Annotated in this window: 13 protein-coding genes; 4 read left to right on the top strand and 9 right to left on the bottom strand. The window is 74.0% G+C overall.

All coding sequences use genetic code 11. The features are described 5' to 3' along the window. Nucleotides 1-4: 4 nt before the first annotated feature. Nucleotides 5-478: a hypothetical protein gene (locus tag RM445_RS13890; RefSeq protein WP_311556643.1), complete on the bottom strand. Its 474-nt coding sequence runs from the start codon at nt 476-478 to the stop codon at nt 5-7. 535 nt (nt 479-1,013) lie between these two features. Between RM445_RS13890 and RM445_RS13885 the strand changes: the two genes are divergently transcribed. Next, the gene (locus tag RM445_RS13885) at nt 1,014-1,502 is read left to right on the top strand and encodes a polyadenylate-specific 3'-exoribonuclease AS (RefSeq protein WP_311556642.1); all 489 of its coding nucleotides are present in this window, start codon (nt 1,014-1,016) and stop codon (nt 1,500-1,502) included. A 61-nt stretch (nt 1,503-1,563) separates the two neighbouring features. On the opposite strand, the gene RM445_RS13880 is transcribed toward RM445_RS13885, so the two are convergent. Next, entirely contained in the window at nt 1,564-1,710 is a 147-nt protein-coding gene (locus tag RM445_RS13880) for a GPGG-motif small membrane protein (protein ID WP_311556641.1), read from the bottom strand. A 153-nt stretch (nt 1,711-1,863) separates the two neighbouring features. Between RM445_RS13880 and RM445_RS13875 the strand changes: the two genes are divergently transcribed. Further along, nucleotides 1,864-3,249 (top strand): class II 3-deoxy-7-phosphoheptulonate synthase, encoded by a 1,386-nt coding sequence (locus tag RM445_RS13875; protein WP_311556640.1) that lies wholly within the window; start codon nt 1,864-1,866, stop codon nt 3,247-3,249. A gap of 15 nt (nt 3,250-3,264) precedes the next feature. Here RM445_RS13875 and pknB read toward each other — a convergent pair whose 3' ends face one another. Then, nucleotides 3,265-5,082: a Stk1 family PASTA domain-containing Ser/Thr kinase gene (pknB, locus tag RM445_RS13870; RefSeq protein WP_311556639.1), complete on the bottom strand. Its 1,818-nt coding sequence runs from the start codon at nt 5,080-5,082 to the stop codon at nt 3,265-3,267. 64 nt (nt 5,083-5,146) lie between these two features. On the opposite strand from pknB, the gene RM445_RS13865 reads away from it, so the two are divergent. After that, nucleotides 5,147-5,515: an Rv2175c family DNA-binding protein gene (locus tag RM445_RS13865; protein WP_397469295.1), complete on the top strand. Its 369-nt coding sequence runs from the start codon at nt 5,147-5,149 to the stop codon at nt 5,513-5,515. Nucleotides 5,516-5,557: 42 nt separating this feature from the next. Here the strand turns inward: RM445_RS13865 and RM445_RS13860 are convergent, their stop codons facing one another. Genes RM445_RS13860 through RM445_RS13845 form a run of 4 tightly spaced genes read right to left on the bottom strand, consistent with a single transcriptional unit; the run spans nt 5,558 to nt 10,799 of the window. Further along, entirely contained in the window at nt 5,558-6,502 is a 945-nt protein-coding gene (locus RM445_RS13860) for a phytoene/squalene synthase family protein (protein ID WP_311556637.1), read from the bottom strand. Further along, nucleotides 6,480-8,099, bottom strand: a complete 1,620-nt coding sequence (mptB, locus tag RM445_RS13855) for a polyprenol phosphomannose-dependent alpha 1,6 mannosyltransferase MptB (RefSeq protein ID WP_311556636.1) — start codon at nt 8,097-8,099, stop codon at nt 6,480-6,482. Before mptB ends, RM445_RS13860 begins: the two co-directional genes overlap by 23 nt. A gap of 28 nt (nt 8,100-8,127) precedes the next feature. After that, on the bottom strand, nt 8,128-9,681 hold the full coding sequence (gene crtI / locus RM445_RS13850; protein ID WP_311556635.1) for a phytoene desaturase family protein: 1,554 nt from the start codon (nt 9,679-9,681) through the stop codon (nt 8,128-8,130). Next, a complete protein-coding gene (locus RM445_RS13845) occupies nt 9,678-10,799 on the bottom strand; it encodes a polyprenyl synthetase family protein (protein WP_311556634.1) in 1,122 nt (373 codons plus the stop codon). Before RM445_RS13845 ends, crtI begins: the two co-directional genes overlap by 4 nt. 122 nt (nt 10,800-10,921) lie before the next feature. On the opposite strand from RM445_RS13845, the gene RM445_RS13840 reads away from it, so the two are divergent. Then, complete coding sequence (locus RM445_RS13840; RefSeq protein ID WP_311556633.1) at nt 10,922-11,812, top strand: methylenetetrahydrofolate reductase; 891 nt, start codon at nt 10,922-10,924, stop codon at nt 11,810-11,812. 6 nt (nt 11,813-11,818) lie between these two features. On the opposite strand, the gene RM445_RS13835 is transcribed toward RM445_RS13840, so the two are convergent. Continuing rightward, nucleotides 11,819-12,502, bottom strand: a complete 684-nt coding sequence (locus RM445_RS13835; protein ID WP_311556632.1) for an LppM family (lipo)protein — start codon at nt 12,500-12,502, stop codon at nt 11,819-11,821. Between the two features lie 626 nt (nt 12,503-13,128). Further along, complete coding sequence (locus RM445_RS13830; RefSeq protein WP_311556631.1) at nt 13,129-13,734, bottom strand: GNAT family N-acetyltransferase; 606 nt, start codon at nt 13,732-13,734, stop codon at nt 13,129-13,131. Between the last annotated feature and the right edge of the window lie 238 nt (nt 13,735-13,972).

Here is a 13,972-nt window from a genome sequence, read left to right as displayed (position 1 = left end):
CCGGTCAGACGCCCATGCCGACGAGCACCTCGTGCACCGGCGGCAGGGCCTGCCGCACGGCGAGGTTGAGCGCCTGCGGCGGGAGAACAGGCCGAGGACGACGTCGGCGGCGGTCCGGTCGGGCGGGGTGGGGCAGGGGCCGCCGGTGGAGCAGCAACCGCGGCCCGGGCAACACACCGCCAGGCACCGGACGTGGCGCCGCCGGTGCCGCGGCACGTGGTGCCACAGGAGCCGCGCGGGGAACGACCTCGAGGAGCCTGGTCTCGACGAGGTACCGCACGTCGAGGGTGACTGCGAACAGCCCGCGGTCGACCAGGAACGCGATGTCGCGCAGGGCGATCAGGCCGCTGCCGACGAGTCCGAGCACCATCCGCTCCCGGGTGGAGAGCAGGCGGGTGTCTCCGGCGGCCGTTGCCGTGAGCAGGGTGTCGGCGCGCAGCGGCGGCCGGTCGTCGCGGCCGAGCCTGCGCCGCGTCATCAGTTATCGCTACCGGGTCGTTGCGGGGCCCGTCGCCGTGCTCAAGAGTCGAACTGCCGCCGGAAGGTGTCCGGCCCCCTCGCACACCTTCCGGCGGTGCGCACGCGGCAGCGCCCGCCTCACGCGACTGGAGGCGGGCGCTGCTGCTTCGGTCTCCCCTCACGGACCTCGGCGTGTACAACGTAAGTCGCAGTTCTTGGAACTCCCTTGGGACGCCGAGCCAGCCGACGTTCCTCGGCCCGGTTGTCGTCGGATCGGGTATCGCCGGAGTCCGCAGTCTGATCCGAGGCCGAGCGTGCCTGTGGGGCGTCGGCAGGCACTTGTTCGTCCCGTCGGCGGACGACCCGGCGACGCGAAGGTGCACCGGCGTCGCGGGAGTAGCCGGAGCGCGCCGCCCGTCATGATCCATGTGGACGGCTCGGACACTCGTCGGCGGCCGTCACGGTGGACCTATACGGTCGCTCGTGGCGCCTGGAGACGCGGTGCCGGCCGGGGTGGTCGATGATGGCCGTCGGCCTGCAACAACGGGATAGGGATGCGCTTCTTCTACGACTGCGAGTTCATCGAGGACGGCACGACCATCGACCTGGTGTCGATCGGGGTGGTCGGCGAGGACGGCCGCGAGTTCTACGCGGTGTCGACCGAGTTCGACCCCTCACGCGCGGGCCCGTGGGTGCGGGCGAACGTGCTGCCGAAGCTTCCGTCGCCTGCCGACCGCGCCTGGCGGTCACGGCAGCGCTTGCGGACGGATCTGCTGGAGTTCCTGACTTCCGCGCCCGGCGAGGTCGAGCTGTGGGCCTGGATCGCGGCCTACGACCACGTGGCCCTGTGTCAGCTGTGGGGCGCGATGCCCGCGCTGCCGCGCGCACTGCCGCGGTTCACCCGCGAGCTGCGTCAGCGGTGGGAGGACGCAGGCCGCCCCCCGCTGCCGGCGCCGACGTCGGACGCGCACGACGCTCTGGCCGACGCCCGGCTGAACCGGCAGCGGTGGGATGCCATCGAGGCGGCGGTCGCCGCCCGGTGAGTGGGGCAGGTGGATGAGGGAGGGGCAGCCGGCCGCCGTGTCGGCGGACGGCCGCCCGTGGTCAGACGTTGAAGATGCTCACCCCGCCGGGGCCGACGAGAAGACCGACGACGATCAGCACGATGCCCCAGAGCAGCTGGCGGCGGATGATCGCGAAGATGCCGGCCACCACGAGGATGACGGCGAGGATCCACAGGAGGGTTGCCATGGGCGCGGTGTATCCGTAAAGGTCCTCAGTGGAATCGACGCGTTCGAGTGATCCACTCCGTCGATAGGGTGAATCTCGTGCGTGCTTCCTCCTGATTGCCGCGTTGTGCACCCAGGGGCGCCGCCGATCAGGTTGCGCCTACCCTTGGACACCGTGAACTGGACCATCGACGCCCCGGTGGAAGTGCTGCCTGAGCTCCCTCCGCTTCCCGTCGAGTTGCGCGCCAAACTGGACGAGGCTCTCTCCCGCCCGGCCGCCCAGCAGCCCGAGTGGCCGGATCCCGCGGCGGTGGCGCACGTGCGCACCGTGCTGGAGAGCGTGCCACCGGTGACGCTGCCGCCGGAGGTCGACCGCCTCCACAAGCGCCTGGCCGCCGTCGCCGAGGGTCGTGCCTTTCTGCTTCAGGGCGGCGACTGCGCCGAGACGTTCGTCGACAACACCGAGCCGCACATCCGGGCGACGATCCGCACCCTGCTGCAGATGGCCGTCGTCCTGACCTACGGCGCGAGCATGCCGGTCGTCAAGGTCGGCCGGATCGCCGGTCAGTACGCCAAGCCGCGCAGCGCCGCGATCGACGCGCTGGGCCTGCCGTCCTACCGCGGCGACATCGTGAACTCGCTGGTCGCCCATCCCGCCGCCCGGGTCCCCGACCCCACGCGGATGGTCCGTGCGTACGCGAACGCCGGGGCGGCGATGAACCTGGTTCGCGCGCTGACCGGCACGGACATGGCCGACCTGTCGCTGGTGCACGACTGGAACAAGGACTTCGTCCGCACCTCGGCCGCGGGCGAGCGGTACGAGGCCGTCGCCGCGGAGATCGACCGCGCGGTGCGGTTCATGGACGCCTGCGGGGTGGAGGACCACAACCTGCACAGCGTCGAGTTCTTCGCCAGCCACGAGGCGCTGCTGCTCGACTACGAGCGCGCCATGCTCCGCCTCGACACCCGCGACGCGCCGCGGCTCTACGACCTGTCGGCGCACTTCGTGTGGATCGGCGAGCGCACGCGCCAGCTCGACGGTGCGCACATCGCGTTCGCCGAGCTGCTCGCCAACCCCATCGGGCTCAAGATCGGCCCCTCGACGACGCCGGAACTGGCCGTCGAGTACGTCGAGCGCCTCGACCCGCGCAACGAACCGGGTCGGTTGACGCTGATCAGCCGCATGGGCAACGGCAAGGTGCGCGACGTGCTGCCCGCGATCGTCGAGAAGGTCGAGGCGTCCGGGCACAAGGTCATCTGGCAGTGCGACCCGATGCACGGCAACACCCACGAGTCGACCACCGGGTACAAGACCCGGCACTTCGACCGGATCGTGGACGAGGTGCAGGGCTTCTTCGAGGTGCACGCCGCGCTCGGCAGCCACCCGGGCGGCATCCACGTCGAGGTCACCGGGGAAGACGTCACCGAGTGCCTCGGCGGCGCGCAGGACATCTCGGACCAGGACCTCGCCGGCCGCTACGAGACGGCATGCGACCCGCGGCTCAACACCCAGCAGTCGCTCGAGCTCGCGTTCCTCGTCGCGGAGATGCTGCGGGGCTGACAGGGGCCGGGCGGGTCAGAAGGCGCGCAGGGTGATCGTCGTTCCGCGATCCACCATGCTGCCGGGGCCGTGGCTCTGGTTGACGACCTGGGCGTCGTCGGGGCTGCGCGCGCCGAACGGGAAGGCGTTCTCGACCTCGGCCTCCAGCCCCACCGCGGCCAGCGCGGCGGTCGCCTCCGCGGCCGACCGTCCGACGAGGAGCGGCACCCGGACCTGACGGGGTGGCTCGGCGCCCCTGCTGACCACGAGCGTCACGGAGCTGCCGCCGGGCAGGGCGGTGCCCGCGGGCGGATCCGTCCGTGTCACGGTGCCGGCAGGGACCGTCGCGCTGTACTCCCGCGCGGCGGCCGACCGGCTGGGCGTGAACCCGGCGTCGCGGACCGCCTGCTCCGCGGCCGCGACCGGGGTGCCCGCGGCGACCGCGGGCACCTGGGGCCGGCCGCTCGACACGGTCAGTCGCACCGCGCTGCCGCGAAGCAGCCGTGCCCCCGGAGCGGGGTCGACCGCGGACACCAGGCCCGCCGCCACGACGTCGTCGCGGGTGACCGTGACGGTCGCGACCAGGTCCGCGGCGAGCAGCAGCCGCTCGGCGGTCGCCTGCTCGACGCCCGTGACGGTCGGCATCTCGGTCCAGCGCCCGTTGCCCAACCACCAGCCGGCCGCGCCGACGAGCAGGCCGAGCACCGCCACGACCGAGATCCACGTGCCGAACACCCGGCGGCTGCGTCGCCGGAGCCGGACGTGTTCCGACGGCTGCGGCACGGGCGGATACCCGGGCACGGGCGGGTACCCGGGCACGGGCGCCGCCCACGGCGGTTCCTCCCGAGGCAGCGCGCGGGTGCCCCGCAGGCCGGGAACGGCCGGGAGCCGCTGCGGTGTCGCGGCGGTGGGGCCGGGCAGCGCCTCCGGCTCGGGAGCGGCCGGTGGCACGGGCGGTGGCGTCCGCGGGATCCGGGCGCGCTCGGCGACCCGGCACAGGGCGGCGAGGAACGCGGCGGCGTCGGCGGGTCGGGCGGCCGGGTCGCGGCGGGTGGCCCGCACGATCAGGTCGTCGAGCTCGGGCGGCACGTCCGCGGCTGCGGCCGACGGCGGCGGCACGTCGTCGTGGACGTGCCGGTAGGCGACCGAGATCGGGGTGTCGCCGGTGAAGGGCGGCGCACCTGTCAGGAGCTCGTAGGCCAGCACACCGGCGGCGTAGACGTCGCTGCGGGCGTCCGCCACACCGGTGGTGACCTGCTCGGGCGACAGGTAGGCGACCGTCCCGAGGATCATGCCCGCGTGGCTCGCCCCGGCCTGCGCCGCGGCGGTGACCAGCCCGAAGTCGGCCACCTTGACCTCGCCCGCACGACTGATCAGCACGTTCTCGGGCTTCACGTCGCGGTGCACGAGCCCGCGCCCGTGCGCCTGCGCGAGCCCGTCGAGCACCGGCACGAGGACGGCCACCGCCGCCGGGACGGGCAACGCGCTCCGCGACCGCAGGACGTCGCGCAGCGTGCCGCCCTCGACGAGCTCCATGACCAGGAACACGACGGGCTCGCCGGCGCCGAGCAGGCCCGTGCCCTGGTCGTACACGTCCACGACTGCCGGATGGTCGATCCGGGCCGCGGAGCGGGCCTCGCGCTCGAAGCGGGCGCGGAACGCCGGATCCGCGGCCAGGCGCGGTTCCATCACCTTCACCGCGACGGGGCGGTCCAGCCAGGTGTCCGTGGCTCGGTACACCGTCGACATGCCGCCGCGGGCCAGCGCCGGGCCCAGTTGGTAGCGGCCGTCGAGCAGCATCCCTCCGGGACGTCCGGCCACGGCGGCGACGTCCACCCCCGGCCCCTCCTCCATGCGGCGACGGTACCGCCCGTCCGGATGCTCCCGGCGCACCCGGTGCTGTGGCAGGGTGTCGGCCGTGAACGAGCTCGCGAGCGACCCGGCCGTGCTGTCCGACGACGTCGCGGTGCTGCCCATTTCCGAAGTCGCGCAGATGCTGGCGGTCCCGGTGTCACGGGTGCACCAGATGGTCCGCGACGGCCAGCTGCTCTCGGTGCGGCGCGACGGCGCGATCTGGGTGCCGTCCGACTTCTTCGACGACGACGGCGCCCCTCTCAAGGGACTGTCGGGCACGATCGTGCTGCTGCGCGACGGCGGTTACGACGACCCGGACATCCTGCGCTGGCTCTTCGCCGACGACCCCGCCATGCCCGGCTGCCCGATCACGTCGCTGCGCGCCGGGCGGCACCGCGAGGTCAAGCGGCGTGCCCAGGTGATGGCCTTCTGAGCGGCCGTCTCAACGGCCGTCTGGGCGGCCTCCGACCAACGCTCAGCGGGTGAGCGCCCGCGCCGTCAGGGCCCGGGCGAGCCCGGGCAGCGCGACGGCCGCGCGTCGCCGGTTCGGGACGGCGACGCGCCGGTGCAGCACGTCGAAGTCGACCTTCTCGATCTCGTCGAGGATGCCTTCGTAGAGCGTGAACGCGCAGCCGACGCAGGCCCGCGACACCGGCTCCAGCATGGCGATGCCCGGTTGCGCCTCCCGGTAGATGCCGCGGGTGTGGGCGACGAGGTGGGCCAGCGCGCTGCGCACCCGCGGATCCGACCGGCGGTTCCGCCGGCACCAGGTCAGCAGCTCCCGGTCGACGCCGAACGCCGCCAGCTCGCCGGTGGGCAGGTAGACGCGGCCGCGGTCGAGGTCCTCCCCGATGTCGCGCAGGAAGTTCGTGAGCTGGAAGGCCACCCCGAGCGCGGCTGCCGGGGGCTCGGCCTCGGCGCGTGGCACCCGCGTGCCGAGGATCGGCAGCATCTGCAGGCCGATCACCGCTGCGGAGCCGTGCACGTAGACCCCGAGGTCGTCGAACGTCGCGTACTCGGTGACCGTGGTGTCCATGCGCATCGACACCATGAAGTCCGTGAAGTGCCGGCGGTCAATGGCGTAGCGCCGGGCCGTGTCCGCCAGGGCGGCCAGCACGGGGACGGTCGTCGGAGCGCCGTCGAGGGCGGCCTCGAGGTCCGCCGTGAGCCCGTCGAGCTCCGCGGCCTTCTCCTCGATCGGCCGGTCGTCGTCGAGGTCGTCGACGATCTCGTCCGCGTAGCGGGCGAAGCCGTAGAGCGCGTGCACCGCCGGCCGCCGAGCGGCAGGCAGCAGCCGGGTGGCGAGGAAGTAGGTGCGCCCGTGCGCCGCGTTGAGGGCCCGGCAGGTGGCGTAGGCCTCCCGCAGCGCCGGGTCGGTGACCCCGGCGGCGTCGAGCTCAGCCGCTCCGCTGCCCGGCATGTGCGAACTCGTCGGGAGCGGTTTCCGGTCTGTCGTAGCTGCGTAGCCGCAGGTGCAGCGGGTCGATCCGGTGCAGCGACACGGCGCCCAGCGCGGACAGTGCCGCGCATGCGGCGAGGTAGGGCCAGTTGTAGAGGGCGTCTTCGCCGTTCGGGTAGTAGACGATCACCAGCATCAGCGAGAAGAAGACGAGCCACGTCAGCGCCCGCCGTGACCACGGGGCCCCCGCGACCAGCGCCATGCCCCAGCTGACGTACCAGGGCAGCGTGGCGGGCGACAGCACCGCGACCGCCAGCAGCACGATGCCGGCCCGCCGGATCGCGTCCGGCCCGCCGTCGCGTGCGGCCCACCACTGCCGGACGGCGATCACCAGCAGCGCGGTGCCACCGATGATCCGGGCGACGTTGATGAACGGCTGCTTGGGCAGGTCGAAGGGGATCTCGAGGAGCCAGTGCACGAACTCGCCGACGCCCGTGGGCAGCGACATCCAGTTCACGATCAGCGACGGGGCGCTCAGGGCGGGGAGCCAGCCCAGGTCCACCCGGGCGGCGAGAGTGATCAGGGTGAACACCGTGGCGAAGACACCGATGCCGGCCGCCGTGGCCTTGGTGATCCGGACCCTCTGCGACCCGCTCATGTGTGCGGCCCAGACCAGCACCAGGAACGGCAGGGCGACGCCTGCACTGGCCTTCACCGCCATCGCGGCCGTCACCAGCGTGATGCCGACGACGTGCCGGCCGCGCAGGGCGAACAGCGAACCGGTGGCCAGCAGGCCCATCACGAGCAGGTCGTTGTGCCCGCCCCCGACCATGTGGATGACCATCATCGGGTTGGCGACGACGACCCACAGCGCCACCGGCACGCGGCCGCCGAGGCGGCGGGTCAGCTCCGGCAGCGCCCACACGAGCAGCAGCAGGCCCAGCGCCAGCGTCAGGCGCATGAGCAGGACGCCGGCGATGATGTTCGTGCCCACCGTCCACGCCACGGTCTTCGCCAGCAGGATGAACAGCGGCCCGTACGGGGCCGGCGTGTCCTGCCAGAAGTAGTGGACGTTCGCGGTGAAGACACCGGGCATGGCCTCGGGGCCCACCGCGTACGGGTCGAACCCCGCGAGCGGCAGTGCGCCCTGCGCCAGGTAGCTGAACACGTCGCGGGTGAACAACGGCGGCGTGACCAGCATGGGGATCAGCCATACACCGGCCGTGGTGAGCACCGCCCGCCCGCCGACGCGCTCGGCGAGCACCTCGCGGCCGAGCCGGATCCAGGCCCAGGCCATCAGCACCACGCCCAGGTAGATCAGCGCGGTGGCGAGCTCGTGGCCGTGGCCGTAGCGCCAGAAGCCCAGCGGCGAGTTGGTGAGGATCGGGTCGCGGATGAGGATGCCGCCCCCGCCGAAACCGCCGACCATCATCAGCAGCGAGGCGGCGAGCCCGGTCAGGAGCGGGCCGCGCGGGGGCGCGCCGAACCGGCTGCGCCGGCGTGCAGGCTCCACCGGGCCGTCCGTGAGCGACGCAGCGGTGAGCACCCGGGAGGGCGGCGCGGCCACCCGCTCGGGCGTCGCCGGTTCGTCGACCGGGGAGGACGGCTGTGCGGTCATGTCGTGGCCAATGCTCGCACGAGGGCCGTCAGCGTGATGTACGGCCCCTTGTCCTCCGGCTGCCGCCGGTGACCCGCTCCGCAGCGAGCCGCCCCGAGATCAACACCGGCGGGATCCCGACCCCCGGAGTGGTGCCGCAGCCGGCGAGCACGACGTTGTCGAGCCCCCTGACCAGGTTGCGCGGCCGGAACGGCCCGGTCTGGGCGAACGTGTGGGCCAGGGCGAACGGCGTGCCCGCGCCCATCCCGTCGGCCGCCCAGTCGGCCGGTGTGACCAGGTGCGACACCTCGATCTCCCCCGAGACCCCGTCGAGTCCGATGCCGCGGGACTCGAGCACGCGCAGCATCTCGTCGCGGTAGGCGGGTCCGACGCGCGGCCAGTCGATCGGGCCCGCGGCCGTGTTCGGGCCCTGGGTGTTGGGGCAGGGCGCGAGGACGAACAGCAGGTCGCGGTCGGCGGGGGCGAGCCCCGGGTCGGTCGCGGTCGGCCGCGTGACCAGCAGTGACGGATCGCTCATCACCCGGCCCTCGTCGATGATCTCCCGGAACGTCGACTCCCAGGCCGCGCCGAAGGAGATCGTGTGGTGGGCCAGCTCGGGCCGGGTCCGCGTGACGCCCGCGTGCAGGACGACCGCGCTGGGCGACCAGCGCAGCGGCACGGGCCGGCGCGGTGCCCGGCCGAGCAGCCGGTGCACCACCGGCAGGTCCGGCGTGAGCACCACCGCGTCGCAGGCCAGACGCTCGGTCGGCCCGCCCTCGGCGGCCCGGTGGCGGATCGCGGTGACCCGGCCGCCCGACTGTTCGAGTCCGGTCACCGCACGCCCGTAGACGATCTCCGCGCCGGCGTCGGCGGCGGCGCCGGCCAGCGCCCGGCCGACCTGCCGCATCCCGCCCTTGGGGAAGTACACACCGGCGATCGTGTCCATGTAGGCGATCACGCCGTACGCGCCCAGTGCCTGCTGCGGCGGCACGCCGGCGTAGAGGGACTGGAAGGAGAAGATCCGCTGCAGCCGCTCGTCGGGCAGGTACCGGGCGATCCGCGGCGCGAGCCGGCCGAAGCCGCCGAGCGCCGCCAGCCGGGCGAGGTCGGGGCCGACGAGGCCGAGCGGGGAGTCGAAGTTCGCGCCGATGAAGCGGTCGATCTCGGCCCGGTAGAGCTGCGTCAGCCAGGTGCGCAGCCGGCCGTAGCCCGCTGCGGAGTCCGGTCCGCAGACCCGCCGGATCTCCGCCTCCATGGCGTCGGCGTCGGTGTGGACGTCGATCGTCGACCCGTCGGCGAAGCACGCGCGGTAGCCGGGATCGAGTTCGACGAGGTCGAGCCGCTCCTCGAGCTTCTCCCCGACGGCGCCCAACGCCTCCTCGAGCAGCGACGGCATCGTCAGCACTGTCGGCCCGGGGTCGACCCGGTACGTGCCCGAGGAGGTCTCCAGGTCCAGCGCGCCGGCGCGGCCGCCCGGGTGGTCGGCCCGCTCGACGATCGTGACGCGACGGCCGGCGCCGAGCAGGTGCAGCGCGGTGGACAGCCCGGAGAAGCCCGCGCCGACGACGACGACGTGGTCGGTGGGCCCCGGAACGCTTCTCACCGGTGCCTCCGGGTGGCCGCCACGGCCAGGTCGGCGAGCCGCGACGCGGCGGGCTCGGCCACGCTCCCGGCGCCGAGGGCGTCGAGCGCCGAGCCGGTCAGTGCGGCGATGCGCTGCTCCACGGCCTGGACGGCGCCGAGGTCGTCGAGCAGGTCGCGGACGCGGTCGAGCCGGGTGTCGTCCAGCTCGGGGTCGCCCACAGCCTCCTCGATCTCGGCCACGGCGGCCGTCGACCCGCGCTGCTCGGCCCGCTCGATCGCGAGGGCGAGCAGCAGCGTCCGCTTGCCCTCGCGCAGGTCGTCGCCCGCGGGCTTGCCGGTCACCGCCGGGTCGCCGAACACGCCGAGCAGGTCGTCGCGGAGCTGGAAGGCCACCCCGATGTCCGCGCCGAAGCGGCGGTAGCACGCCACGAGGTCCGGGCCCGCCCCGGCGATCGCCGCGCCGAGGTGCAGCGGCCGCTCGACGGTGTAGGCGGCGGTCTTGTAGCGGTCGATCTGCAGGGCCGCGCGGGCCGAGGAGTCGCCGGTGGACTGGACGAACACGTCGAGGTACTGCCCGCCGAGCACCTCCGTGCGCATCGCCTCCCACGGGGTCGCCGCACGGGCCGCCGCGTCCGCGTCGAGACCGGCACCGCGCAGCATGTCGTCGGCCCACACCAGGGCGAGGTCACCGAGCAGGATGGCCGCCGCCGCACCGAACCGGGCCGGCCGGCCGCGCCACGAGGCGGCGGCGTGCCGGCGGGCGAAGGCGACATGCACCGTCGGGCGGCCGCGGCGGGTCGCGGAGGCGTCCATCAGGTCGTCGTGCACGAGCGCGCACGCCTGGATCAGCTCCAGTGCGGCGACGGCGCGCAGCACCGCGTCGACCTCGAGGCCCTCCGGGTCGCCACCCGCCCCGCGCCATCCCCACCAGGCGAAGGTCGGCCGGATGCGTTTGCCGCCGCCCAGCACGAAATCGCAGAGGTCACCCGCTGCGGCGCCGAAGGCGGGGTCGATGGCCGTTGCGGCTGCGCGCCGCCGGTCGAGGAAGAGCGCGAGGGCCTCCTCCAGCCGGACGGGCAGGTCCAGGTCGGCGGCGTACAGACCGGCCTGGGCCGGTCGCGCGGTGGTGGGGCTCACGGGCGCAGCTCTCGGCCGGGACGGGGGAGCGCGCCTGCGGGTCGGGAGGACACGGTGCGGAGCGTATCGGCGCCCCACGACCACGGCGCGCCGACGCGGACGGCGTCACTATCCTGTGTCGAATGAAGGTGACCGATCGGCTCCGCCACGACAGGCCGGTGTTCTCGGTCGAGTTCTTCCCGCCGAAGGACGAGGCGGGCGAGGCCGAGCTCTGGCGGGCCATCCGGCGGCTGGAGCCGCTGGACCCGGCGTTCGTCTCGGTCACCTACGGCGCCGGCGGATCGAGCCGCGACCGCACGATCCGCACCACCGGCCGGATCGCCACGGAGACGACGCTGGTGCCGATGGCGCACCTCACGGCCGTGTCGCACTCGGTCGCCGAGCTGCGGCACGTGATCGGCGCCTACGCGGCGGCCGGGATCGGCAACATCCTCGCGGTGCGCGGCGACCCTCCCGGCGGTCCGCTGGGCGACTGGGTCGCCCACCCCGAGGGTCTGACGTACGCCGACGAGCTGGTCCGGCTGGTGCGCAGGCTCGGCGACTTCTGCGTCGGCGTCGCGGCGTTCCCCTACGGGCACCCGCGCTCGGCCGACACCGAGGCCGACACGGCCCGGCTGCTCGCCAAGATCCGGGCGGGCGCCGACTTCGCGATCACCCAGCTGTTCCTGGAGCCCGAGGGCTTCCTGCGACTGCGCGACCGGCTGGCGGCCAAGGGCTGCGACGTCCCGCTCCTGCCGGGCATCATGCCGGTGCTCAGCGTGCGGACCCTGCGTCGCGGGCCGGAGCTCTCCGGCGCTCCGGTGCCGCCCGCGGTGCTCGAGCGCCTGGAGCGCTTCGCCGACGACCCGGTGGCGTTCCGGGCGGCCGGGCTGGACGTCACGGCGGAGCTGTGCGCCGACCTGCTCGCCGAGGGTGTGCAGGGGCTGCACTTCTACACGCTGAACCGTTCGACGGCGACGGCGGAGCTGGTGTCGCGCCTCGGGCTCGGGGCGCAGGCGACGATCCCGGCCTGACCCGGGTCAGGACCGCGGGCGGACCGGCGGGTTGCGGGTGCGGCGGGCGAGCAGCACCACCGCGGCGCAGGCGAGCGCGACGAGCGTCGTCGCGAGCAGTGTCCAGCTCACGGCGGACGGGGCGTTCGGGTCGGCGACCGCGATGACGGCGCTGACGTCGCCGACCTTACCCGCGTCGAACGTCCAGCTCGCCGTGCCCGCCTCGGCGTCGCCGTTGGTCTCCAGCACCTCGCCGGACGTGGTGATCTTCAGCTGGAAGTCGGCCTTGTCGACCGGCACCGTGGTCAGGTCGGCCTTGCCGTTGACGAGCAGCCGGTTGCCGGCCCGGCGCAGCGAGAACTGCACCTTCTCCCCGGCCGGACCCGCCGCGGCCGAGAGCCGGCCGAGCTGGTCGAACGTCAGGCCGGAGAAGCGCAGCAGGGAGCCGGTGTAGCCCTCCTGGCGGTAGGCGGAGACGTCGACGTCGTCGGCGATCTCCTCGGGCACGCTGATCACGGGCCCCGGGTCGTCCGGACCGGTCTCGGGCGTCGCCACCACGATCTCGCCGTTGACCGTGTCGTCGGGCTGCACGGCGAGCGCGGCCCGGACGCGTGCGCAGCCGCTCAGCGCCGTGAAGGCGATCAGCAGGGCGAGCGCCAGGGTCAGCGCGCGGCGGAGCGTCGGCCGGGAGGTGGCGGGAGGGAACGGCACGGGCGTCATCGTGCCAACCGGGATGCCGGGCGCCGCACGGGCCCCGGTGCAGCCTGGCCGCGCTGTCGTATCTCGTGGCGGGCTGTCGCACCTGCTGTGGAGGGTGTGCGGGCCGCGGAAGCTGTGTGGCAGACGCGACGATCGGGAGGGCTTCGAGCGGCTGTGGGGGCGAATGAAGGTCGGCCCACTCACAATCCGGTTGGTGGCGCCGGAGACCAGGGCGTACCGGTTCCTGGTCTGACAGGTATTGCTCCCACCTCCACCGACGGCGGCGTGCTGCCGCTCGCGGCCGACTCGACCGGCAGGCAGGCGGGCGGGCGGGCGCGGCCGACTCGACCGGCAGGCGGGCGGGCGCGGCCGACTCGACCGGCAGGCGGGCGGGCGGCGATTGCAGCATGGTGGCTTTACTGCACTCCGACCGCAGCAAAGCCACCATGCTGCGAACCCCGGCACCCGCCGATACACCCTGTGGCCGTGGTCGGAGTGTGATGACGCGGACTCTGGCCATCGCAAAGCGGCCGTGCGTCGCGCGCCGTCCGCAGCGTCGCACCCCATGGCGGACCGTCGCACCCGCTGTAGAGGGTGTGCGGGTCATCAGAGCTGTGTGATGCCTGGGTGCGCCCCGGCTACGGCCGGCCGACGACGTCCTGCGGAGCGTGACGGGGGTCGGACGGGGGGAGCGGGAGCTCTCGGCCGAGCACGGCGAAGGGGCGGGCGTCGCCGGTGAACAGGTGGTCGCGCAGCACGTCCCGGAAGCCCAGGCGGCGGTAGAGGCGCCACGCCCGCCCGGCCGGGCGCGGGCCGTGCTCGGGGGTCGACAGGAGCACGTGCCGGCGATCCGTACCCGCCAGCAGGGCCCGCAGCAGCCCCTCACCGAGTCCGCCGCCCTGCGCGTCCGGGCGGACGTGGAGCTCGGTCAGCTCGAAGTAGTCGTCGGTCATCGCGGTCAGCTCGCCGCGCAGGCCGCGGCGGACCTCCTCGTACCACCACTGGCCCGGACCACCGGTGTAGCCGTACGCGATGCCGAGCAGCGTGCCGGCGGGGTCGAGCCAGCCCACGGCGCGCCAGCCCGGGCGGCGGACGTGGTCGAGCCAGAGGGAGCGGCGCTGGCGGGCGGTGCCGGGTGGGTAGCCCATCGCGGCGACGTAGACGTGCAGGGCCTCGGCCAGGCGGTCCGCCAGGTCGCGCGCATCCAGCTCGACGAGCCGGGGTCGGGTCGGAGCGGCCGTCACCGGTCTGCCCTCAGCCGTGGGACGGCGGCACGGGAACGCAGCACCGGGCCATCACACCACGCTGCGGCCGATCACGCTGCGGCCCGACCGGCTCCGGCCGGACTTGACGCCCGCGGCGGCGCGCGTTCTACTGGAACCCGATCGAACATGTGTTCGATCGCGGCGTCCGGTGGCGGAGTGGGGGAAGCACTCCTCCACCGGGCGGCCGGCTCCGGCCGGTCGGAAGGAGAGTACCGAG

It is taken from the genome of Pseudonocardia charpentierae, from assembly GCF_031845345.1.
Lineage (GTDB): Bacteria > Actinomycetota > Actinomycetes > Mycobacteriales > Pseudonocardiaceae > Pseudonocardia > Pseudonocardia charpentierae.
The sequence above is the reverse complement of the archived record's forward strand: the minus strand, read 5'-3'. Positions and strand labels throughout refer to the sequence as shown.

What these genes read in the sequence shown, in the direction of transcription:
- RM445_RS13890 (WP_311556643.1), bottom strand. Translation starts at nt 478, where the DNA reads ATGACGCGGCGCAGGCTCGGCCGCGACGACCGGCCGCCGCTGCGCGCC.
- RM445_RS13885 (WP_311556642.1), top strand. Translation starts at nt 1,014, where the DNA reads ATGCGCTTCTTCTACGACTGCGAGTTCATCGAGGACGGCACGACCATC.
- RM445_RS13880 (WP_311556641.1), bottom strand. Translation starts at nt 1,710, where the DNA reads ATGGCAACCCTCCTGTGGATCCTCGCCGTCATCCTCGTGGTGGCCGGC.
- pknB (WP_311556639.1), bottom strand. Translation starts at nt 5,082, where the DNA reads ATGGAGGAGGGGCCGGGGGTGGACGTCGCCGCCGTGGCCGGACGTCCC.
- RM445_RS13860 (WP_311556637.1), bottom strand. Translation starts at nt 6,502, where the DNA reads ATGCCGGGCAGCGGAGCGGCTGAGCTCGACGCCGCCGGGGTCACCGAC.
- mptB (WP_311556636.1), bottom strand. Translation starts at nt 8,099, where the DNA reads ATGACCGCACAGCCGTCCTCCCCGGTCGACGAACCGGCGACGCCCGAG.
- RM445_RS13840 (WP_311556633.1), top strand. Translation starts at nt 10,922, where the DNA reads ATGAAGGTGACCGATCGGCTCCGCCACGACAGGCCGGTGTTCTCGGTC.